The sequence below is a fragment of the Kitasatospora sp. NPDC096204 genome (assembly GCF_044763205.1).
In the GTDB taxonomy this organism is placed as follows: domain Bacteria; phylum Actinomycetota; class Actinomycetes; order Streptomycetales; family Streptomycetaceae; genus Kitasatospora.
Genome location: NZ_JBIWFT010000022.1, coordinates 95,238 through 115,995, shown reverse-complemented (window position 1 = coordinate 115,995; position 20,758 = coordinate 95,238). Strand labels below are relative to the sequence as shown.

The 20,758-nt window shown below is 72.6% G+C and carries 17 protein-coding genes and 2 tRNA genes; 5 read left to right on the top strand and 14 right to left on the bottom strand.

Annotated elements, in window-relative coordinates; all coding sequences use genetic code 11:
• Positions 1 to 174: 174 nt before the first annotated feature.
• The 3 genes from ACIQ87_RS24190 to ACIQ87_RS24180 form a co-directional block, all read right to left on the bottom strand.
• The gene (locus ACIQ87_RS24190) at positions 175 to 1,152 is read right to left on the bottom strand and encodes a ribose-phosphate diphosphokinase (protein WP_402410000.1); all 978 of its coding nucleotides are present in this window, start codon (positions 1,150 to 1,152) and stop codon (positions 175 to 177) included.
• Positions 1,153 to 1,355: 203 nt separating this feature from the next.
• Positions 1,356 to 2,810, bottom strand: a complete 1,455-nt coding sequence (glmU, locus tag ACIQ87_RS24185; RefSeq protein ID WP_402409999.1) for a bifunctional UDP-N-acetylglucosamine diphosphorylase/glucosamine-1-phosphate N-acetyltransferase GlmU — start codon at positions 2,808 to 2,810, stop codon at positions 1,356 to 1,358.
• Between the two features lie 143 nt (positions 2,811 to 2,953).
• Positions 2,954 to 3,024, bottom strand: a tRNA-Gln gene (locus tag ACIQ87_RS24180).
• 248 nt (positions 3,025 to 3,272) lie between these two features.
• Between ACIQ87_RS24180 and ACIQ87_RS24175 the strand changes: the two genes are divergently transcribed.
• On the top strand, positions 3,273 to 4,331 hold the full coding sequence (locus ACIQ87_RS24175; RefSeq protein ID WP_402409998.1) for an acyl-CoA desaturase: 1,059 nt from the start codon (positions 3,273 to 3,275) through the stop codon (positions 4,329 to 4,331).
• A gap of 188 nt (positions 4,332 to 4,519) precedes the next feature.
• Positions 4,520 to 5,122 (top strand): TetR/AcrR family transcriptional regulator, encoded by a 603-nt coding sequence (locus ACIQ87_RS24170; protein ID WP_207811632.1) that lies wholly within the window; start codon positions 4,520 to 4,522, stop codon positions 5,120 to 5,122.
• A gap of 90 nt (positions 5,123 to 5,212) precedes the next feature.
• On the opposite strand, the gene ACIQ87_RS24165 is transcribed toward ACIQ87_RS24170, so the two are convergent.
• On the bottom strand, positions 5,213 to 6,010 hold the full coding sequence (locus ACIQ87_RS24165) for a methyltransferase domain-containing protein (protein ID WP_402409996.1): 798 nt from the start codon (positions 6,008 to 6,010) through the stop codon (positions 5,213 to 5,215).
• 110 nt (positions 6,011 to 6,120) lie between these two features.
• On the opposite strand from ACIQ87_RS24165, the gene ACIQ87_RS24160 reads away from it, so the two are divergent.
• Complete coding sequence (locus ACIQ87_RS24160) at positions 6,121 to 6,618, top strand: MarR family winged helix-turn-helix transcriptional regulator (protein WP_402409994.1); 498 nt, start codon at positions 6,121 to 6,123, stop codon at positions 6,616 to 6,618.
• A gap of 39 nt (positions 6,619 to 6,657) precedes the next feature.
• On the opposite strand, the gene ACIQ87_RS24155 is transcribed toward ACIQ87_RS24160, so the two are convergent.
• The 5 genes from ACIQ87_RS24155 to ACIQ87_RS24135 form a co-directional block, all read right to left on the bottom strand.
• Positions 6,658 to 7,683 (bottom strand): LuxR C-terminal-related transcriptional regulator, encoded by a 1,026-nt coding sequence (locus ACIQ87_RS24155; RefSeq protein ID WP_402409992.1) that lies wholly within the window; start codon positions 7,681 to 7,683, stop codon positions 6,658 to 6,660.
• A gap of 369 nt (positions 7,684 to 8,052) precedes the next feature.
• The gene (gene galE / locus ACIQ87_RS24150; protein WP_402409991.1) at positions 8,053 to 9,015 is read right to left on the bottom strand and encodes a UDP-glucose 4-epimerase GalE; all 963 of its coding nucleotides are present in this window, start codon (positions 9,013 to 9,015) and stop codon (positions 8,053 to 8,055) included.
• 186 nt (positions 9,016 to 9,201) lie between these two features.
• Entirely contained in the window at positions 9,202 to 9,870 is a 669-nt protein-coding gene (locus ACIQ87_RS24145; protein WP_402409989.1) for a LuxR C-terminal-related transcriptional regulator, read from the bottom strand.
• Positions 9,871 to 10,040: 170 nt separating this feature from the next.
• A tRNA-Thr gene (locus ACIQ87_RS24140) sits at positions 10,041 to 10,116 on the bottom strand.
• 161 nt (positions 10,117 to 10,277) lie between these two features.
• A complete protein-coding gene (locus ACIQ87_RS24135; RefSeq protein WP_402409988.1) occupies positions 10,278 to 10,739 on the bottom strand; it encodes a winged helix-turn-helix transcriptional regulator in 462 nt (153 codons plus the stop codon).
• Between the two features lie 153 nt (positions 10,740 to 10,892).
• Here ACIQ87_RS24135 and ACIQ87_RS24130 point away from each other — a divergent pair, with 153 nt between their 5' ends.
• On the top strand, positions 10,893 to 11,489 hold the full coding sequence (locus ACIQ87_RS24130; RefSeq protein ID WP_402409986.1) for a flavodoxin family protein: 597 nt from the start codon (positions 10,893 to 10,895) through the stop codon (positions 11,487 to 11,489).
• 12 nt (positions 11,490 to 11,501) lie between these two features.
• Here the strand turns inward: ACIQ87_RS24130 and ACIQ87_RS24125 are convergent, their stop codons facing one another.
• The 5 genes from ACIQ87_RS24125 to ACIQ87_RS24105 all read right to left on the bottom strand — a co-directional run bounded on the left by ACIQ87_RS24125 (position 11,502) and on the right by ACIQ87_RS24105 (position 18,264).
• The gene (locus ACIQ87_RS24125) at positions 11,502 to 12,896 is read right to left on the bottom strand and encodes an MFS transporter (protein WP_402409984.1); all 1,395 of its coding nucleotides are present in this window, start codon (positions 12,894 to 12,896) and stop codon (positions 11,502 to 11,504) included.
• 151 nt (positions 12,897 to 13,047) lie between these two features.
• Entirely contained in the window at positions 13,048 to 14,445 is a 1,398-nt protein-coding gene (locus ACIQ87_RS24120) for a S8 family serine peptidase (protein WP_402409982.1), read from the bottom strand.
• 112 nt (positions 14,446 to 14,557) lie between these two features.
• A complete protein-coding gene (locus tag ACIQ87_RS24115) occupies positions 14,558 to 15,946 on the bottom strand; it encodes a S8 family serine peptidase (protein ID WP_402409981.1) in 1,389 nt (462 codons plus the stop codon).
• A 99-nt stretch (positions 15,947 to 16,045) separates the two neighbouring features.
• Positions 16,046 to 17,728, bottom strand: a complete 1,683-nt coding sequence (locus tag ACIQ87_RS24110) for a WXG100 family type VII secretion target (protein WP_402409979.1) — start codon at positions 17,726 to 17,728, stop codon at positions 16,046 to 16,048.
• 44 nt (positions 17,729 to 17,772) lie between these two features.
• Positions 17,773 to 18,264, bottom strand: a complete 492-nt coding sequence (locus ACIQ87_RS24105; RefSeq protein ID WP_402409977.1) for a hypothetical protein — start codon at positions 18,262 to 18,264, stop codon at positions 17,773 to 17,775.
• Positions 18,265 to 18,652: 388 nt separating this feature from the next.
• Between ACIQ87_RS24105 and ACIQ87_RS24100 the strand changes: the two genes are divergently transcribed.
• Positions 18,653 to 20,662, top strand: a complete 2,010-nt coding sequence (locus ACIQ87_RS24100) for an FUSC family protein (RefSeq protein WP_402409975.1) — start codon at positions 18,653 to 18,655, stop codon at positions 20,660 to 20,662.
• The last annotated feature ends 96 nt before the right edge of the window (positions 20,663 to 20,758 follow it).

The following is a 20,758-nucleotide window of genomic DNA, read 5'->3' as shown; positions in this document are numbered from 1 at the left end:
GGCGGACGGGAGTCCGGCACCGGCAGCGCGTCGATCACGGAGCGGGCACCCGGCGAGCGGGCACACGGCATCCCTCGCCGAGCAGTTTCACGAGTCTAACCGCACCGGCGGCCTCCCGTGAAATCGGCGGCGGCCCCGGTCCGTCCGGACCGGGGCCGCCTGCACGGGACTTCGTCAGTGCACACCCTCGAAGAGGCTGGTCACCGAGCCCTCCTCGAAGACCTCGCGGATCGCGGCGGCGATCGACGGGGCGATGGACAGCGTGGTGATCTTGTCCAGCTGGAGCGAGGCCGGGGTGGGCAGCGTGTTGGTGAACACGAACTCGCTCACCCGCGAGTTCTTCAGCCGGTCCGCGGCCGGGCCGGAGAGCACACCGTGGGTGGCCGCCACCACGACGTCCGCGGCGCCGTTGTCGAACAGCGCGTCGGCCGCGGCGCAGATGGTGCCGGCGGTGTCGATCATGTCGTCGACGAGCACGCAGACCCGGTCCTTGACGTCACCGACGACGTCGGCCGACAGGATGGTGTTGGCCTGGGTGATGTCGCGGCGCTTGTGGATGATCGCCAGCGGGGCGTCCAGCCGGTCGCACCACTGGTCGGCGACCTTCACGCGGCCGGCGTCCGGCGAGACGACGGTCAGCTTGGAGCGGTCGACCTTCTCGCCGATGTAGTCGGCCAGCAGCGGCAGCGCGAACAGGTGGTCCACCGGGCCGTCGAAGAAGCCCTGGATCTGCGCGGTGTGCAGGTCCACGGCCATCAGGCGGTCGGCACCGGCCTGGCGCAGCAGGTCGGCGATCAGGCGGGCCGAGATGGGCTCGCGGCCGAGGTGCTTCTTGTCCTGGCGGGCGTAGCCGTAGAACGGCAGGATCGCGGTGATGCTCTTGGCGGAGGCCCGCTTCAGAGCATCGATCATGATCAGCTGCTCCATGATCCACTGGTTGATGGGAGCCGTGTGGCTCTGCATCACGAAGCAGTCCGCACCGCGGGCCGAATCCAGGAAGCGGACGTAGATCTCGCCGTTGGCGAAGTCCAGGGCCTTGGTGGGCACCAGTTCGGTCCCGAGCGCCTCGGCCACCTCCCTCGCCAGCTCCGGGTGGGCACGGCCGGAGAAGAGCTTCAGCTTCTTCTCACCCGACGTCGTGATCCCGCTCACTGCACCGTCTCCTCGCGTTGCGGACGCTGAACCCTCGACCCGGCAGCGGGCAGGCGCGGCCCGCTCGCGGCACGGGTAGGGGAAATATCGGTACGCCTGGACACGGGCGGTAAGCCCAGTGGCGCACGTATGTCCCCAAGGTTACGCGCCCGCGCAGAAACCGTCCGCCCCGGGACTACCGACTGCCCCGGGGCGCCGCCCGCTCAGGCCTGCTCGGCCCCGCCCGCCGCCGCCTGCGCGGCCTGCGCGGATGCCGTCCCGGGGCGCTTGCGCTCGACCCAGCCCTCGATGTTGCGCTGGGTGGCCCGGCTCACACCGAGCGCCCCGGCCGGGACGTCGCCGGTGATCACCGAGCCGGCCGCGGTGTAGGCGCCGTCACCGATAGTGACCGGGGCGATGAACATGTTGTCCGATCCGGTCCGGCAGTGCGCGCCGATGACCGTGCGGTGCTTGTTCACGCCGTCGTAGTTCACGGTGACCGAGGCCGCGCCGACGTTGGTGCCCTCGCCGATCGTGGCGTCGCCGATGTAGGACAGGTGCGGCACCTTGGCGCCCTCGCCCAGCTCGGAGTTCTTCACCTCGACGTAGGTGCCGACCTTCGCCTTGCGGGCCAGCTTGGCGCCCGGACGCAGGTAGGCGTACGGACCGGCGGTGGCCAGCTCGCCCACCTCGGCGCGGTCGGCCGTGGTGTTGCTCACCCGGGCACCGGCGCCGACCAGGGTGTCCCTGAGGGTGGAGTTCGGGCCCACCTCGCAGCCCTCGCCCAGGTGCGTGGCGCCCTGGAGCTGGGTGTTCGGCAGCACCACGGCGTCCGGCTCGTAGCTGACCTGCACGTCGAACCAGGTGGTCGCCGGGTCCACCACGGTGACGCCCTCGCGCATCGCCCGCTCCAGCAGGCGGTCGTTCAGCAGCCGGCGGGCGTGCGCCAGCTGGACCCGGTCGTTGATGCCCAGGATGTCCCGGTGGTCCTCGGCCACCACGGCGCCGACCCGGTGGCCCGCCTTGCGCAGGATCTCCAGGGTGTCGGTCAGGTACTCCTCGCCCTGCGAGTTGTCCGTGGTGAGCTCGCCCAGCGCCGTGGTGAGCAGCTTGGCGTCGAAGGCGAAGACGCCGGAGTTGATCTCGGTGATCGCGCGCTGGGTGGCGCTGGCGTCGCGCTCCTCGACGATCGCGGCGACGGTGCCGTCCTCGTCCCGCAGGATGCGGCCGTAGCCGAAGGGCTCCGGGACGACGGCGGTCAGCACGGTGACGCCATTCTGCTGGGCGGTGTGCGCGTCGGCCAGCCGACGCAGGGTCTCCCCGGTCAGCAGCGGCGAGTCGCCGGCGGTGATGATCACCGTGCCGTCCAGCGCCACGCCGTCGGCGGACAGCGACTCCAGCGCCGTGCGCACCGCGTGCCCGGTGCCGTTCTGCTCCTCCTGCACCGCGGTGCGGGTGGCCGGGTAGTGCTCCGTCAAATGCGCCACGACCTGCTCGCGCTGGTGTCCGACCACCACGACCAGCTGGCCCGGGGTCAGTTCCCGGGCCGCAGAGACCGCGTGACCCACCAGCGAGCGCCCGCACACCTCGTGCAGCACCTTGGGCAGCTTGTTCGACTTCATCCGGGTCCCGCCACCGGCGGCGAGCACGACAACGGCGGCAAGCGAATTGGCACCCATGCGGGGAGGCTCCTCGGTAGGTTCACAGAGAGGGCAGAGCAGGCCCGGCCCGGACCCAGGCCGGTCGCCATTCGCACAGTCCGCCGAGCAGCACCGACAATACCGGCGCGGGGGAAAACGCCCGAACCCGAGGCGCGCAGAGGCTCCGCCGCTAGGATTCGAACCCAGACAAAGGCCTCCAAAGGGCCCTGTGCTGCCATTACACCACGGCGGACAGTCGTGTCAGACCCTACCCGAGAGGGCCCTGCCGTGGGTATCGAACTGCACCGATCCACGGCCCCGATTCGGCCTCCGGCGGCCGAACCCGCCGGACCCGCGGTTCATCCATCCAGTCGGGTGAATTCACTCAAGCGCCGCGCGGCGGAGTGTTCCCCTGGGCACGGAGCGCAACCTACGATGCCGTAGGTTACGCCAACGTAACTCCGCTTCTCTCCCGTTCCGGGACGCCGCAAAGGGACGCCCATGACCATTCAGGCAGGCGAGGCGCGCGCGGGGAACGCCGCGTCCCGCACTCCGTCGCCCGACTCCGACCCGGCCGACGTCATCGAGTCCGCCGACATCGTCGAGACCGTCCCGACCGCCGGGACCGCCGACCCCGACACCGCGGCCACCCGACTGTCCGCCACCCGCGGCGGGGAGAAGCAGGGCCCGGCCGAGCGGGTCGCGCTCTCCCTGTTCATCCTGGTGCCGTTCGCCGCCCTGGTGGCCGCCGTCCCGGTGGCCTGGGGCTGGGGGCTGGGCTGGACGGACCTCGCGATCACCGTCGGCATGTACTACCTCACCTGCCACGGCATCACCATCGGCTACCACCGCTACTTCACCCACGGCGCCTTCAAGGCCCGCCGCCCGATGCGCCTGGCGCTGGCGATCGCCGGGAGCCTCGCCGTCGAGGGCCCGCTGGTGCGCTGGGTGGCCGACCACCGCAAGCACCACCGGTTCAGCGACAAGGACGGCGACCCCCACTCGCCGTGGCGCTACGGGGAGAGCGTCCCGGCGCTGATGAAGGGCCTGTGGTGGGCCCACATGGGCTGGATGTTCGACGAGGAGCAGACCTCGCAGCTGAAGTACGCCCCCGACCTGGTGCGCGACCCTGCCATAAGGCGGATCTCCCGGCTGTTCTGGCTCTGGACCAGCATCTCGCTGCTGCTGCCCGCGCTGATCGGCGGCCTGGTGAGCCTGTCCTGGGAAGGGGCGCTGTCCGCCTTCTTCTGGGGTTCGCTGGTCCGGGTGGCACTGCTGCACCACGTCACCTGGTCGATCAACTCGATCTGCCACGCCGTCGGCCGGCGCCCGTTCCGCTCCCGCGACCGCTCCGGCAACGTCTGGTGGCTCGCCCTGCTCTCCTGCGGCGAGTCCTGGCACAACCTGCACCACGCCGACCCGACCGCGGCCCGGCACGGGGTGCTGCGCGGGCAGATCGACTCCTCGGCCCGGCTGATCCGCTGGTTCGAGCTGGCCGGCTGGGTCCGGGACGTCCGCTGGCCGGACGCGCAGCGGATCGCCGCCCGCCGCGCCGCATGAGGCGTCGCTTCCAGCATGATGTAGGGGTGAACGGGAGCAGCGCAGACAGCACAGGCGGTCACCACAGCACGCGGACGGACGCGGCGCCCGCCTCGGCGCCGGCCCGTCCGCGGCCCGCTGCACCGGCGGCCGGCCCCGGCGAGGGCGGCTCCGCGCCGACCCCGCGCCGCCGGGGCGGCCGGGTCCGGATGACCGGCAAGCAGCGGCGCGAGCAGCTGCTGGAGATCGGCCGGACGGTCTTCGCGGAGCGCGGCTACGACGGCACCTCGGTGGAGGAGATCGCCGAGCGCGCCGGGGTGTCGAAGCCCGTGGTGTACGAGCACTTCGGCGGCAAGGAGGGGCTCTACGCGGTGGTCGTCGACCGCGAGATGCAGCTGCTGCTGGACATGGTGACCGGGGCCCTGACCGGCGGGCACTCGCGCGAGCTGCTGGAGCAGGCCGCCTTCGCGCTGATGGACTACATCGACACCTCGACGGACGGCTTCCGGATCCTGGTCCGGGATTCCCCGGTGGCCCAGTCGACCGGCACCTTCGCCTCGCTGATCAGCGACATCGCCACCCAGGTCGAGGACATCCTGGGCCTGGAGTTCAAGTCCCGCGGCTTCGACGCCCGGCTGGCCCCGATGTACTCGCAGATGCTGGTCGGGATGGTCGCACTGACCGGGCAGTGGTGGCTGGAGGTCCGCAAGCCGGACAAGGCGACGGTGGCGGCGCACCTGGTGAACCTCGCCTGGCACGGGCTGGAGGGCCTGGAGCGGCACCCGAAGCTGGTCGGCGAGCGCAGGGCCTGACCGGCCGGGGCCGTCACGGGCCACCCCGTTCGGCCCAACCGGCCCGGCCCGTCCGACTCGACCCGCTCGGCCCGTCCGGCTCAGTCCGGCTCAGTCCGGCTGCCTGGTTCCCACCGCGAAGATCCGCCGGAACGGGAACACCGTGCCGTGCGCCCCGGCCGGGTAGGCCTCGCGCAGCAGCCGCCCGTACTCGGCGAGGAAGGCGGCGCGGTCGGCCGGGTCGGTGAGCCGGGTGAGGACCGGGCGCAGCGCGGTGCCCTTGACCCACTCCAGGACCGGGTCCGTCCCCGGCAGCAGGGTCAGGTAGGTGGTCTCCCAGACGTCCGGGAGGCAGCCGGCGGCGGCCAGGGCGTCGAGGTAGCGCTCGGGCCGGTGGACGACGGCCCGGACGGCATCCCCGCCGAGCGCGTCCCGCCAGCGGGCGCTGCGGCGCAGGTCGGCGAGCAGGGTGTGGCTGGGGGCGTCGAAGTTGCCGGGCACCTGGAAGGCGAGCACCCCGCCGGGCCGGAGGGCGTCCGCCCAGCGCGGCAGCAGCGCCAGGTGCCCGTCCACCCACTGGAGGGTGGCGTTGGAGACGATCAGGTCCGGCCGGGCCGGGGCCGGGTCGTAGTCGCGGGCGTCGGCGAGCAGGTACTCGGCGCCGGGCTCGCCGTCGGTGCGGGCGGCGGCCAGCATCGGGGCGGAGTTGTCGACGCCGGTGAGGCGGGCGTGCGGCCAGCGCTCGCGCAGGACGGCGGTGGAGTTACCCGGGCCGCAGCCGATGTCCAGGATCGTCTCGGCACCGGGGTGCGGGAGGGCGGGGACGCGGGCGAGCAGGTCGCGCAGCGGGCGGGTGCGTTCGTCGGCGAAGCGCAGGTACTGCTCCGGGTCCCAGACGGGGCCGGTCATGGTTCACCTCGCAAGTATCTCGACATCAAGATATCTCGGTTAGCCTCTCCGGCACATTTCTCGATGTCAAGAGACTTCACATCGACACATCCACCGATACACTGATCGTCATGGAGGACGAGGTCGACAGGCTGGTCGCAGCGTGGCGCCGGGAGCGCCCCGACCTCGACGTGGAGCCGCTGGAGGTGCTCAGCCGGGTCAGCCGGCTCGCCCGGCACCTGGACCGCGCCCGCCGCGCCGCCTTCGCCGAGCACGGCCTGGAGCCCTGGGAGTTCGACGTCCTGACCGCCCTGCGGCGGGCCGGCTCCCCGTACCAGCTCTCCCCCGGCCAGCTGCTCACCCAGACCCTGGTCACCTCGGGCACCATGACCAACCGGATCGACCGGCTCACCGGCAAGGGCCTGGTCAAGCGCCTGCCCGACCCGGACGACCGGCGCGGCGTGCTGGTCCGGCTCACCGACGACGGCCGCGACCGCGCCGACCAGGCGCTCGCCGGGCTGCTCGCCCACGAACGCGAACTGCTCGCCCAGCTCAGCTCCGACCAGCAGACCGAACTCGCCGCGCTGCTGCGGGTGCTGGTCACCCCGTTCGACAACATCCCGGGCTGACGGCGGCTCCCGGGCTCCTCTGTCGCCGCGGTTCCCGACTCAGGGCCGTTCGACGCTGCCGACCACCGAGGGCGGCGGGGGCACGGCCGGCTCGGCGGGACTGACCCCGGCCCGGCGGGCGACCGCGACGGCCGCCAGCGTGGAGTGCACCCCGAGCTTGCCCAGCACGTTCTGCATGTGCGTCCGGACGGTGTGCGGCGACAGGTAGAGCCGCTCCGCCACGGCCTGCCGGCCGAGGCCCGCGACCATGCAGCGCAGGATCTGCTTCTCCCGCGGGGTCAGGGTGTCCACCAGCCGCTCGCTCTCGGTGCGGTCCCGCCGGGCGGTGGTGAGTTCGCGGATCACCCCGGTGAGCAACGCGGGCGGCAGGTGCGTCTCGTCCCGCAGCACGCCCCGGACCACCGCGAGCAGCCGGGCCAGCGAACTCTCCTTGGCCACCCAGCCGGTGGCGCCCGCGTGCAGGGCGCGGGCGGCGCGGTGCGGGTCGTCGGCGGCGGCCAGCACGACGGCGCGCAGCCCGGGGTGGGCGCGGCGGAGCCGGGCCAGCAGGGTGATGCCGTCGGGCGTCGGGGCCGCGGGTCTCAGCTGGTCGCCCCGCAGCGGGTCCACCACCGGACGGGCGCCGGGCAGCGGCCCGCCCGACAGCGCGACGGGCGCCCCCGGCGGTACGGCCGGCCGGCGCGGCTGCGGTACGGGCGGGGCGGCGCGGCCGTGCCGGGCCTCGTCGCCGTGCTCCGCGCCCGACCGCCGACGGGAGAGCGCTCCGCCGGCTCCGGCTCCGGGTGCCCCCGGTCCGCCGGGCTGCCCGGCCGCCCCGGGCCCGCCGGGTAACCCGGCCGTACCGGGCACTCCGCCCGTACCGCCCGTCTCGACTCCGAGGTCGGCGTCGATCAGTGCCACGTCGTAGGCGCGGCCCTCGCCGGCCGCACGCTCCAAGGCCCGCTCGGCGGCGGCGGCGCTGCCGGCCGCCCCCACCTCCACGTCCGGCTCGGCGGCCAACGCCGCGGCCAGTGCCTCGGCGAAGATCCGGTGGTCGTCGACCACCAGGACGCGAATCCGCGCCATCGTCCCTCCCCCTGCTCAGACCGCCCGAGCCCGGGGGCGGGGACCGGCCCGGCATCCGCGTTCCGGACCCGCCGTTCCACCCGCCCACCGGTGGCCGGTGAGACCGAATGGGCGCCGGCCCCCACCGGTACCGCACTCAGCGTACGGGGCGGGAAACGCGCTCGTGGCGATTCGGTGAAGTTTCGTCAGAAGGTGCGCGGGTGGCCGGACTTGGGCCATCCGGACACCCCTGCCGGGCGCCGCGCCGGGACGTTCCCGGGGCGGCGCCCCACCGGTGGTCGGGCCGGGATCTCCCCCCGGCCGGCCCTTCCCCGGCGCTCGTTGCCCAGCGGCCGTTCCGCTGTTGCCCAGCGGCCGTTCCGCTGTTGCTCAGTGGCTGTTCTTCGCCAGGGTGAACTTCCAGGCGTCGGCGACGATCTCGTCCAGGTTCGGGCGGCGCGGGGTCCAGCCGAGCGTCTCGTGGGCGCGGGCGGCCGAGGCCACCAGCACCGCCGGGTCGCCGGCCCGGCGGCCCTCGACCCGCACCGGGATCTCCCGGCCGGTGACGCGCTTCACCGACTCGATCACCTCGCGCACCGAGAAACCGCTGCCGTTGCCCAGGTTGCAGATCAGGTGCTCGCCCGGCTCGGCCGTGTCCAGCGCCAGCAGGTGCGCCTCGGCCAGGTCGGCGACGTGGATGTAGTCGCGGATGCAGGTGCCGTCCGGGGTCGGGTAGTCGTCGCCGTACACCGCGATGTGCGGGCGCTGCCCCAGCGCGGCCTGGAAGACCAGCGGGATCAGGTGCGATTCGGGGTCGTGCCGCTCACCGTACGCACCGTACGCACCGGCCACGTTGAAGTAGCGCAGCGAGACGGCGGCCAGACCGTGCGCGACGGCCTCACTGGTGATCAGGTGGTCCACGGCGAGCTTGGTGGCGCCGTAGGTGTTGGTCGGCGCGGTACGGGCGGTCTCGGCGATCGGCACGACCTCGGGCTCGCCGTAGGTGGCGGCGGTGGACGAGAACACCAGCTTGCGCACGCCCGCCGCGCGCATCGAGCTGATCAGCTCCAGCGAGCCGGCCACGTTGTTGCGCCAGTACTTCTCCGGGTCCGCGACCGACTCGCCGACCTGCGAGGAGGCCGCGAAGTGCAGCACGCCGTCGAAGGAACCGTCCAGCACCTTGCCGGCCTCCTGGATCCGGCCCTCGACGAACTCGGCACCGGCCGGGACGCCCTCGCGGAAACCGGTGGAGAGGTCGTCCAGGACGGTCACCTGGTGCCCCGCCTCCAGCAGGTGGGCGGCGACCACACTGCCGACGTAGCCGGCGCCACCCGTGACCAGGTACTTACTCATGTTGCGACCTCCAGCGAACGACGGTCCGCCCGTCGGGCGGAAGCCATCGACGGAATGCGTACGACTGGGGTCATTCTCCCAATCCCCCCGGGGTGCTCCGCACCACACGGACGACTGATTCCAGCCTTCTCACCGAGTCGTCAGCCACCGGTTCACCAAGTCGTCGACCACCGGTTCACCGGGTCGTCAGCCGCCGGCCATCCGCTCCAGCAGACCGGTGCGCGCCGCGACCGCGGCCGCCTCCAGCCGGGTCCGCGCGCCGAGCTTCATCAGCACCCGCTGGACGTGGGTCCGGGCGGTGCTGGCGGCGATCCGCATCCCGGCGGCGATCGCCGCGGTGTCCTCGCCGTCCGCGATCCGGGCCAGCACCTGCACCTCACGGCGGGTCAGCAGTCGCAGCAGCCGGACGGCCTCGTCGTCCGGCTCCGCCGCCGGGCGCAGCAGCTGGTCGAAGGCCCCGCGCAGGATGTCCACCGCGACCGCGGCCTCACCCGCGCGCGCCCGCCCGATGGCCCGCTCGACCACCTCGATCCGCTCGTCGCTGGGCACGTACCCGGCCGCTCCGGCCGCGAACGCCGCCGCCACCCCGTGCAGTTCGCCGACCGGACCGAGCACGATCACGGCCACCTCGGGGCGTTCGCGACGAATCCGGCGCAGCCCGTCGAAGGCGCCCGGCTCCCCCGGCGCGGCCGCCCCCAGCAGGCACACCTCCGGCCGCCGCCCGACCACCAGATCCGCGGCGGCACCCGCCGGGGAGCCGACCGCGAGCACCCGGTGACCGCGCAGTTGAAGTGCGGTGGCCAGCGCCTCGGCCAGCAGCCGGTGGTCGTCCACCACCACGAGTCGAACACCCATGACGCCCTCCAGGTCGGGGTCCGGCTCGCGCCCGCACCCCTCGGGCGGGCGGCCGATGACGCACCATCACAGCGCATTCCGCACCCGGCCCGCTAGGCCGTGGCGTGTCGGCGGTGCGGAACCGGCCGGGAAACGCGAAAGACCCCCGCCATGAGGCGAGGGTCTTTCAGTGGAGCCCCCATGCGGAATCGAACCGCAGACCTTCTCCTTACCATGGAGACGCTCTACCGACTGAGCTATAGGGGCTTGCTCGCTTGCCGGTGTTTCTCCCGGCCGCTCGAACAAGGAAGACATTACACGGCTCCGGGCCCGGAAGGGAAATCGGCCTCCGTGCCGCCCATACCGGGGACCGGAGCACGGCTCAGCCCTCGCCGTGCGCCGAACTCGACCCTCGCCGTACGCGGACCTCAGCCCTCGCCGTGCACCGCGTCGAACTCCTCGCGGGCCGCCAGCATCTGCCCGGCGCGACGCTCCGTCCACTCGCCGACCGGGTCCAGCAGCCCGGCCAGCTCGCGACCGAGCGGCAGCAGGTCGTAGACCACCCGCGGCGGCGTCTCCGGGAAGACCGTACGGAGCACCAGCCCGTTGCGCTCCAGGTTGCGCAGGGACTGGGTGAGCATCTTGCGACTGACCCCGCCGATCCCGCGCTGGAGTTCGGAGAAGCGCTGCGCCCCGGAGAGGCGCAGGCTCACCAGGATCAGCATCGACCACTTGTCGGCCAGCTCGGCGAACACCTCGCGACTGGGGCAGAGCCGCGCGAACACGTCGTACTCCCGCCCACCCCGGACGTCATGCCCGTCCTGCGCGTCATGCCCGTTCGCTTCCGCGGGCCGTCCGTTCCGAGCCCGCGCCGCTTGCTCCGTCGTCATGCGTCCAGAGTAGCCCTGCCGGTCTCCATTCCGCCCTTGGTAACCAATGGAGACCTGGTCTATATTGGAGACCAGCCGAGTCGGGGTCGCTGCCACCACGCCGCACCCCTTCCCGTCCCCACGCCTGCCCGCGCCCGTCCCCTGGAGTGCCGCATGACCGCCGTCCGTCCGACCGTCGCCCTCGCCTACCACTCCGGCTACGGCCACACCGCCGTGATCGCCGAGGCCGTCGCCCGGGGCGCAGCCGCCGCGGGTGCCCAGGTCGTCACGATCGCCGTCGACACCATCACCGAGGAGCAGTGGGCCCAGCTGGACGGCGCCGACGCGATCGTCTTCGGCTCCCCCACCTACATGGGCACCGCCTCCGGCGCCTTCCACACCTTCGCCGAGGCCACCAGCAAGCGCTGGTTCACCGACGCCTGGAAGGACAAGGTCGCGGCCGGCTTCACCAACTCCGGCTCCAAGAACGGCGACAAGGCCGGCACCCTCGGCTTCTTCCAGACCCTCGCCGCCCAGCACGGCATGAACTGGGTCAACCTCGGCCTCAAGCCCGGCTGGAACTCCACCACCGGCTCCGAGAACGACCTCAACCGGCTCGGCTTCTTCAACGGCGCCGCCGCCTCGTCCCCGGTCGACGCCGGCCCGGAAGGCGTCCACAAGGCCGACATCGCCACCGCCGAGCACCTGGGCGAGCGCGTCGCCCGACACACCGCCGTCGTGCTGGCCGGCCGCGCCGCCCTGGCCGGCTGAGCCCCCGCGCCGCTACGCCGCCGGGTCCGTCCCCCACCGGGGCGCCCGGCGGCGTCCGCCGTCCACCGGGCCGTCGACCGGCCCCTCCGTCGAACCGGCCACCGCCCCGCCCACCGAGCCGCCCAGCGAGTCGAGCTCCGCGCCGGTGTTCTCCGGCAGCAACCGCAGACACCCCAGCGCCAGCACCCCCAGCACCGCCAGGTACCAGCCCACCGGCTGCGCCGTCCCGTACGCCCCGGTCAGCCGGGTCGCCACCAGCGGCGTCGTCGCCCCGCCGACCACCCCGCCCAGGTTGTACGTCAGCGCCGCGCCCGTGTAGCGCACCCGGGTCGGGAACAGCTCCGGCAGGAACGCCGCCAACGGCCCGAACATGCCGCCCAGCAGCACCATCGCCCCCGCCAAGGCGACGAACATCAGCGGCCGGCTCACCGTCTCCAGCAGCGGGAACAGCACCAGCGCCCAGACCGCGGCCAGACCCGTCGCCCAGAACAGCGTCCGCCGCCGGCCCCACCGGTCACTGCGCGAGGCGCTCAGCCACACCGTCGCCGCCATGCCCACCGCGCCGACCAGCAGCATCGACAGCACCAGCGTGCTCGCCACCCCGAGCCCGCCGGTCGCGTACGCCAGCGCGTACGTCGTGGTCAGGTAGAACAGCGCGTACCCCACGGTGATCGCCCCGCCACCCGCCAGCACCGGACGCCAGTGCCCGCGCAGCACCTCCAGCACCGGCAGCCGCTCCCGGCGGCCCGCCGTCCGGAACAGCGGCGACTCCTCGACCCGCAGTCGGACGAACAGCCCCACCGCGACCATGACGAACGAGCCCAGGAACGGCACCCGCCAACCCCACGCACGGAACGCCCCTTCGTCCAGGCCGAGTTGCAGCGCCAGGAACACCCCGTTCGCCAGCACGAACCCGATCGTCGGCCCCAGCTGCAGAAACCCCCCGTACTGCCCCCGCCGCCCGGCCGGGGCGCTCTCCGCGATCAGCAGTGCCGCCCCGCCCCACTCCCCGCCCAACCCGATGCCCTGGCACACCCTCAGCACCACCAGCACCGCCGGCGCCCACCACCCCCACGCCCCGAACCCCGGCAGCAGCCCAACCCCGGCCGTCGCCAGCCCCATCAGCAGCAGCGACACCACCAGCGTCGCCCTCCGCCCCACCCGGTCCCCGAAGTGCCCGAACACCACCGCCCCCACCGGCCGGGCCAGGAACGCCACCGCGTACACCGAGAACGCCGCCAACAGCGCCCCCACCGTGCCCAGTCCGGGAAAGAACACCGGCCCGAACACCAACGCGGCCGCCGTCCCGTAAATGAAGAAGTCGTAGAACTCGATCGCCGTCCCGATCAGCGCCGCAGCCGCCGCCCGCCGCACCTGCCCGACCCGCCAAGCACCCTCCGCATCCATACCGCCAACCCTCGCCACCCCCACCCCACCCCCACCAGCCTCCACCCGAGTGACCCCGGCGCACACCCGCACCCCTCACGCCCCACGAACGCGCGCGAGGGCGCCAGGATGAACCCGACGCCCTCGCGCATCTGTCCGACCCCGAACTCGGCTACCTCGCGTACGGGTTGTCCTCCGGCGGCACCGGCGGCTGGTACGACGGCGGAGGCGGCGGCACCGCCCCCATCGACTGCTGCGGCGGCACCGGCGGCACCTGGACCACCTCGGGCTGCCCGGCCGGCTTCCGCCGACGCCGCACCACCGCGAACACCACCCCGGCCACCACCAACAGGCCGACAACCACACCGGCCACGATCGGCAGGGGGCTGCTCGAACCCGAGGACTCCTCAACCTTGGGCTGCACCGACGGCGCGCCAACGGCCACCTCGGCCGGCGTGTCAGCCGGACTCGGCACCGACGACGCGGGAGCGGACGCACTCGCCGTAGGCGTCGGGGCCACCATCGGCGCAGCAGAGCCAACCGGAAGCGGCGACACGTTCGCAGGGCCGGGGTCCCCCGGGTCCGTCAGAGCAACACGCGGGCGCACCGCGCCGTAACCGACGATGTCATTGCGGCCAGACCCGTCATTGGGCTTTCCCGCGGTATTAATGAGCACCCGCAGAACCTGGTTGCCCGTCCAGTTCGGATGCGTCGCCCACACCAATGCCGCGGAGGCCGACACCACGGCGGTCGCATCCGATGTGCCGTGACTCTTGCAGTAGCCCGTGGACGCGGTGCAAGCCGCGACCATATCCATGCCAGGCGCGACGAATACCACCTGCGGGCCTCGTTCGGACTCCGCCGTGACAGTACCGTTTCGATCCGAAGCCCCGACGCCGACCACCCCGGGAAGCGCACCGGGGTACTCGATGGGATTCCCCTTCTCGGCTTCGTTCCCAACGGCGGCGAACACCAGGACTCCCTTTTCCCTGGCCGCCGCGATGATCCCGTTGAGTTTTGCCACATCCGCCGGGAAGGCGGTCACCGCGTCGATCCCTTGCGAAATATTGATGACCTTCGCACCCTGAGCGACGGCATAGTCGACGGCCTGCCCGATCTGACCAAGGAAATCGGTCGATACGACCGACCCGACCTTGCCGGTGTTGATCTTCAACGGAAGCACCTTGACGCCTGGCGCCAGCCCCTGTGCGCCAGTGCCCCCGTTTCCCTTTCCCGTCCCGGCGATGAAGCTGGAGATCGCCGTGCCGTGGCCGTCCGCGAACGAACCCACGCCGCCGGAACTTCCACTGAAGTCCTGGCCGGGCAGGAACTGCCCCTCCAGGTCCGGATGATCGAACTTGAACCCGCTGTCGATCACCGCGACGGTGATGCCCTGCCCCTTGGTGACCTTCCACATCTCCGGGGCGTGCATGGCCTCCAGATGCCACTGCTGCTGCCGGATCGTGTCCTCGGCAACCGCGGGCGCTGCGACCGGGCCGACCACGATCCCCGCCGCCAGAAGTGCCGCAGCAGTAGCCCGCCAACGCGCTCGCGCGTTCGTCCGCCCCATCACAACTCCTCGTCAATCTCTCCGTCGACCGGGAAGCGCGCCCCGAACAAGCCTGCCCGGCCACTGGGAAGGTCCAGTGGCCGGGCAGTCGTCGCCGTCCGCTGACGATCGATCATCGTGCGTACGGGTTGTCCTCCGGCGGCACCGGCGGCTGGTACGACGGCGGAGGCGGCGGCACCGCCCCCATCGGCTGCTGCGGCGGCACCTGGACCACGTCGGGCTGCCCGGCCGGCTTCCGCCGACGCCGCACCACCGCGAACACCACCCCGGCCACCACCAACAGGCCGACAACCACACCGGCCACGATCGGCAGGGGACTACTCGAACCCGAGGACTCCTCAACCTGGGGCTGCACCGACGGCGCGCCCACCGCCACACCCGTCGGACTCCCCGACGGGCTCGGCACCGACGACACGGGAGCGGACGCACTCGCCGAAGGCGCCGGAGCCGCCGACGGCGCAGCCGCGTCAGTCGCCAGCGGCGACACGTTCGCGGGACCAGGATCCCCCGGGTCCGTCAACGCGACACGCGGCCGCACGGCGCCGTAGCCGATGAGATCGTTGCGAACAGACCCGTCCTGCGGCTTACCCGCCGTATTGATGAGGACCCGCAAAACCTGATTCGCGGTCCAGTCCTGATGCACCGACCAAACCAAAGCAGCCGAGGCCGATACCAGGGCGGCGGCATCCGATGTCCCGTGACTCTGGCAATATCCGGTATCCGCAGTGCAGGCCGCCACGATATCCATGCCGGGAGCAGCAAGAACCACCTGTGACCCCTTCTCGGATTCCGCGGTCACCGTAGCTCCGTGATCGACGGCCCCGACACCGACAACGTTGGGCAGCCCGCCCGGATAAGACACGGGATTTCCCGACTGCGCCTCGTTCCCGACACTCGCGACCACAAGAACCCCCTTGGACCTTGCCTCCGCGAGGATCCGGGTCAAACTTCCCACGTCCCCCGACGAGAACCTGGCGGCATCCATACCCTGCGAGATATTGATGACCTTTGCGCCCTGGTCAACCGCATAATTTACCGCCTGGCCAACCTGAGAAATGAAGTCAGACGGAAGCGCCGCCGAGACGGACCCGTTGTTGATCTTGAGCGGAAGAATCTTCACGCCCGGGGCCAGGCCGTAAGCGCCCGTCCCGCCAACGCTCTTTCCGGTTCCAGCGATCAAGCTGGACATCTCGGTTCCGTGGCCATCGGCATAGGTTCCGACTCCACCGGATCCGCCACTGAAGTCTTTGCCCGGCAGAAATTGCCCCACGAGATCGGGGTGATCCAACTTGAACCCACCGTCAATGACGGCAACCGTGATCCCCTGCCCCTTGGTAACCTTCCACATCTCCGATGCGCGCATGGAATCCAGATGCCACTGCTTTTCGCGAATCGAGCCGTCCGCAACTGCGGGCGCTGCGACCGGGCCGACCACGATCCCCGCCGCCAGAAGTGCCGCAGCAGCAGCCCGCCAACGCGCTCGCGCGTTCGTCCGCCCCATCACAACTCCTCGTCAATCTCTCCGTCGACCGGGAAGCGCGCCCCGAACAAACCTGCCCGGCCACTGGGAAGGCCCAGTGGCCGGGCAGCTGTCGCCGTCCTACTCAACCACGTCCGGGTTGCTGTGCGGCGTACCGCTCGTCCAGGTTTCCTCGTCCTCGTGCAGGTAGTCGGCCCGCTTGCGGCGGTCGCGCTCGTTCCGGCCTCCGTGGCCCGCCGTTCCGGGCGCCATCATGCCGTTCTGCCTGGACGGGGCGCCGCCTTCGGCAGCGCCCGCCGCGCGGTTGCGCAGACCGGTACCGCCCGGAGTGAACTCCCCGCCGGCCGTCGGCCCCTTGCGGCCGCCGACCGTGCCACCGGTGGTCGAGGACAGACCCCGGGCGCGCGAGCCGCCGCCGGCGCCGACGGCGCCACCGTGGGCGCCGCCCATGCCGGGGTGCATGCCGCCACCCATGCCGGTCGCCCCACCGACCCGGCCACCGCCGGCCCCCGCCTCACGGGCGCCGAAGACCGTTCCGCTGGGCAGCCCCGGGTTGCCGCCCTTCGCCTGCCCCGGGCCGCCGCCGAACTGGGACGTACGCGCCGGGATCTGGCCGCCTCCCTTGTTGGGGACGAAGCCGCGGCCGCCACCCTTGGCCGGGATGGAACCGCCGCCCGTTCCGGCGGGGAAGCCCGGGACCGGGCCGCCGCCGGGGATGCCGGGTCCGTTGTTCGAGCCACCCGGCCCGCTCGGGTAGCCGGGAAGGGTGGTCGGTCCGTCCGTGGGCAGGTGACCGCCGCCGGGGCCGTACGGGCCGGTCTGGGTGGGCAGGGTCGGCGACGGGGGCAGACTGTTGAGGTCGGTGCCCGGACGGTTCACCGGGTCTGACGGGTGGTACGGCGGGATCGAGGCCCCCGGGTCCTGCGGCGCGGGTGGCACCTGGCCGCCGCCACCGTGCGGCGGGGGCGGGGTGTTGCCCGGGTTGGACGGGCCGGGGCCTCCGGAGCCGGGGTCCCGGGGCAGGACCTTTCCGCCGCCGTAGGTTTCGCCGCCGCCAGGGTTGGACCCACCGACGCTGCCGCCACCCGTGCGAGGGGTGCGGACGGAGCCGCCGGAGCCGGCACTGCCACCACTCCCGCCGTCTCGGGAGATCGCCGTGGAGTCATTCTGATTCGACGGTGCGGGCGTCCCCGGCAGGGTCAGGTCGGCGCCGAGCCCGTTCAGCGTCGTCGTCGCAGCGGCGTACGCCTGCCCCAGCTTCTCCATCTGGTGGATGGCTTCCTGGTGTGCCTTGTAGACACGCTGCGAAGCGGCATCAGCCTCGGCCGCGGTGACCCACGTGCCGGGATTGCGCTTCTTCATGATCGAGTCGAGATTCGCGGGGGTCGGCCCCTCCAGCGTGAAGTTGGCCGACGCCTGGGCCGCGGCGTCGGGCGCACCCTGGTGCTTTCGGGTGTTCACCGTGGCTATGTCACTGGTCGGCACGTCCGGCACGGCGGACTTGGCCAGGCTGAGTGCCTCGCCGGCCTGGTGCATGGCCCCGCCCGCGCCCGCCGAGTAGTTGCCCAGCAGCTCGGCCGACTGCTGGAGGTTGCCTGCCCAGGTCTTGAAGCTCTCGGCGGCCGGCCCTTCCCAAGTGATGTTGCCGATGTGCGACTTGAGCGCCTGGCTGAGCTCCTTCAGAACGCGTCCGGCGTCCTGGAGCTTGTTGCCACGGTCCAGCACCAACGACGGCTCGGCGCCGGTGACCATGCCCTTGAGCCCAGAGTGGTCGATCGCTTCGAAGTTCGTTCCGTCTGACACTGCCTACTCCCCGTTTCCCCGTGAACCGCCTCCACCGACTGCCATCAGAAGTTCCCGGTGCCGGCGCTTGACCCGGTCGCCGGCGCGGTGACACCCGCACCCTTCGCGACCGCGTTCTGGGCGGCCGTCGTGTGGTCTTCGTTGGTCGAGTAGGCGCTCGCCGACTTCACGACCGCGTTCTTCATCGCCTCGATCTGCGACACGAAGTCCTTGTGCAGCTGGACCAGCTGGGCGTGCACCTTCTCGTAGGCGCTGGTCAGGGCCGTCGCCTCGGCGAACTCCGCGCTCGCGAAGCTCTTGCCCGTCAGCTTCTGTTCCTGAAGCTTGTACGGCGCCGCGGGCGAGCCGTCCATCGCGGCGAGCAGGGCCTCGACCTTGCCCGCGAACGTCGTGAGCGTGTCGAGTTCGACCTTGACGTTCTGCTTGCCGAAGGCCGCCACCAGGTCGCTGGCGCTGACGTTGGTCTGCACCGTGCTGACGATGGGTGCGAGGTTGATCCCCCCGACCCAAGGCAACGTGATCTTCTGGTCCAGCATGAACGGCGTCGCGTCCCCCGAAGGGTTCGCCGGTGCAGGCGTCCCCGACCCGTCCCCGTTAGCTCCTGCCACAGCAGTTCACCTCTCCCCCGTACGGCCGGCCGCACCCGGGCGTCCCGGGCGGCCACGTGCCGCAACACACCGTCAACTTCTGGTTCGCACCGTCCTGGTCGGCGCACCGACCGCCCTGTGGACGGGCTGCTCCTCCGTCATCGTAGCCACCCCCCCTGTCGGACCGGCAGGGCCCTTGGCCCGCCCGTACGCGATCGGTACGAACTTGACACGTACGAGGCGCCGCGACAGCCCTGGGTAGACTGACCCGGTACGCCCCATCTGCCGCGCAATGTCGCACAGCAGCGACCCAAGGCCGCAGAACGGACGTGACCGCGTGAGCTCCTCCGACGCCTCCCCTTCCCCCTGGTGGGCCCGTGCCGCACGGCCCGCGCGGCCGCCGCTGCCGGTGGCGCTGATGGTGCGGGCAGCGTTGGGGATGGCACTGCCATTGGCGGTGGGGCTGGTGGTGCACCGGCTGGATCTGGGGGTGTTCGCCGGGCTCGGGGCGATGCACGCGACGATGAACGACCGGGTCGAGCCGGGCAGGTTGCGGGCCGCCAGGATCGGGACGGCGGTGCTCGCCTCCGCGCTCGGCATGCTGATCGGCACCGCTCTCCAGCACACCGGCGCGGACGGCCTTGGCCTGGGGGTCGCGCTGACGCTGACCGCCTTCGCCTCCGGCGCGTTGAGCGCGACGGGTCCGCGCGGTTCGGCGGCCGGGATGCTGCTGCTGGTGTCGGCAGCGCTGGGCAGTGGGATGCCGCTGCCGCGGCCGTGGTGGGCGGCGCCGCCGATGATGCTGGTCGGGGCCGCGTTCGTGGTGCTGCTCGGGCTGCTGCCCGCGGGGGCGCCGAACCGGCCGGCCGCGGATCCGCGCAACCGGGCGCTGGCCGCCGCGTACGAGGCGCTCGGCCGTACCCTCGTCGACCTGGGCGGCCCGCGGGCGGCGTCCTCGCGCCAGGTGCTGACGGCCCGCCTGAACCAGCTCCAGGACCTGCTCGGCACGAGCCGCACCAGCCACACGAACCGCACCAGTCGTACGAGCCGTACGAGCCGTACGAGCCGCCGGGACCACCGGGACCGCCAGGAGCGCCGCCGCCGGATGTACGAGGCCGCCCTCGCCGCCACCGAGGCCGCGACCGGCCTGCTGTGGGCGCGCCGCCCCGTCCCGCCGGAGGTGGCCGAGGTGCCGGCCCGGCTGGCCGCCGCGGTCCGGCAGGGCGGCGGCGAGGTCGCCGTGCCCGACTGGCGGCCCGACACCCCCTCCCGGCAGGCCCTGGACGTGGCCCTGCGCGCCGCCGCCGACACCGTGGCCGGCCGCGACACCCGGATCGGCACCGCCCCCGCGCCGCCGCCGGACCCCTGGCGGCTGCGGGCGCGGCTGCTGTCCCGGGGCTCGGTCCGGTACGGCCTGCGGGTCGCGCTGTGCATCGCGGTCGGCTCGGCGGTCACCGCCAACTTCCCGCTCAGCAAGAGCTACTGGGTGCCCATGACGATCGCCTTCGTGCTCAAGCCGGACCTCGGCTCGGTGTTCCTGCGCGCGGTGAGCCGCTCGGTGGGCACGGTGCTCGGGGTGGCCGTGACCGCGGCGCTGCTGATGGCCACCACCGACGAGTGGGCGCTGACGGCGATGGCGGCCGGCTGCGTGGCCCTGCTCCCGTACGCCACGGCGGCGCACTACGGGCTGAACACCGTGGTGATGACGCCGATGGCGCTGATCCTGCTCCAACTCGGCGGGCAGAGCAGCGCCGCCGAGTTCTGGCCCCGGGTCCTGGACTCCGTGCTGGCGAGCGCGATCGTCCTGCTCTTCGGCTACCTGCTGTGGCCGGAGCGGCCTCGCCACCGGATCGAGCCCCGGCTGGTCGACGCCACGACGGCGCTGCGGGCCTACCTCGACGCCGTCGTCCTCGACACCACTCTCCGGAACGGCGACGTCCACGGCGGCAACGCCCAGGTGTGGCTGCGCCGCACGGCCTACCGGTCACTGGCGGACGCCCGCCGGGAGGTGCGGCAGGGCTTGGCCGAGCCGCCGCCCACCGGCCGGCTGGCCGAGCGGTGGCTGCCGGCGACGACGGCGCTGGAGCGGCTGGGCGGCGCGGTGGCGGCCTTCGCCGCGCAGATCCGGTACGGCGGCCGGGTGCCGGACCCGTCCGAGGTCGACCGGGTGCGGAACGCACTGGACGAACTGACCGCCGCCGCCCGGGCGCACCACCCGCCGGCGGCCCCGCCGGCCCCGGCAGCCCCGACGGACCGTCCGGCCGCCCCGCACGACCCGACGCGCAGCGCGCTGGGCCGTGCGGCCCAGGAGCTGGAGACACTCCTGGGCAACCGGCCCGCCGGGTGACCCCGATCGGAGCCAGGTGACCCCGCTCGGAGCCAGGCGACCCCGTTCCGGAGCCGGATGACCGCGATCAGAGCCAGGTGCCCCCGATCAGGGCCG

Bases quoted from the DNA above. Each gene is read 5' to 3' on its own strand.
- glmU (WP_402409999.1), bottom strand. From the start codon at position 2,810: ATGGGTGCCAATTCGCTTGCCGCCGTTGTCGTGCTCGCCGCCGGTGGC.
- ACIQ87_RS24175 (WP_402409998.1), top strand. From the start codon at position 3,273: ATGACCATTCAGGCAGGCGAGGCGCGCGCGGGGAACGCCGCGTCCCGC.
- ACIQ87_RS24170 (WP_207811632.1), top strand. From the start codon at position 4,520: ATGACCGGCAAGCAGCGGCGCGAGCAGCTGCTGGAGATCGGCCGGACG.
- ACIQ87_RS24165 (WP_402409996.1), bottom strand. From the start codon at position 6,010: ATGACCGGCCCCGTCTGGGACCCGGAGCAGTACCTGCGCTTCGCCGAC.
- ACIQ87_RS24160 (WP_402409994.1), top strand. From the start codon at position 6,121: ATGGAGGACGAGGTCGACAGGCTGGTCGCAGCGTGGCGCCGGGAGCGC.
- ACIQ87_RS24155 (WP_402409992.1), bottom strand. From the start codon at position 7,683: ATGGCGCGGATTCGCGTCCTGGTGGTCGACGACCACCGGATCTTCGCC.
- galE (WP_402409991.1), bottom strand. From the start codon at position 9,015: ATGAGTAAGTACCTGGTCACGGGTGGCGCCGGCTACGTCGGCAGTGTG.
- ACIQ87_RS24145 (WP_402409989.1), bottom strand. From the start codon at position 9,870: ATGGGTGTTCGACTCGTGGTGGTGGACGACCACCGGCTGCTGGCCGAG.
- ACIQ87_RS24135 (WP_402409988.1), bottom strand. From the start codon at position 10,739: ATGACGACGGAGCAAGCGGCGCGGGCTCGGAACGGACGGCCCGCGGAA.
- ACIQ87_RS24130 (WP_402409986.1), top strand. From the start codon at position 10,893: ATGACCGCCGTCCGTCCGACCGTCGCCCTCGCCTACCACTCCGGCTAC.
- ACIQ87_RS24125 (WP_402409984.1), bottom strand. From the start codon at position 12,896: ATGGATGCGGAGGGTGCTTGGCGGGTCGGGCAGGTGCGGCGGGCGGCG.
- ACIQ87_RS24120 (WP_402409982.1), bottom strand. From the start codon at position 14,445: ATGGGGCGGACGAACGCGCGAGCGCGTTGGCGGGCTACTGCTGCGGCA.
- ACIQ87_RS24115 (WP_402409981.1), bottom strand. From the start codon at position 15,946: ATGGGGCGGACGAACGCGCGAGCGCGTTGGCGGGCTGCTGCTGCGGCA.
- ACIQ87_RS24105 (WP_402409977.1), bottom strand. From the start codon at position 18,264: ATGCTGGACCAGAAGATCACGTTGCCTTGGGTCGGGGGGATCAACCTC.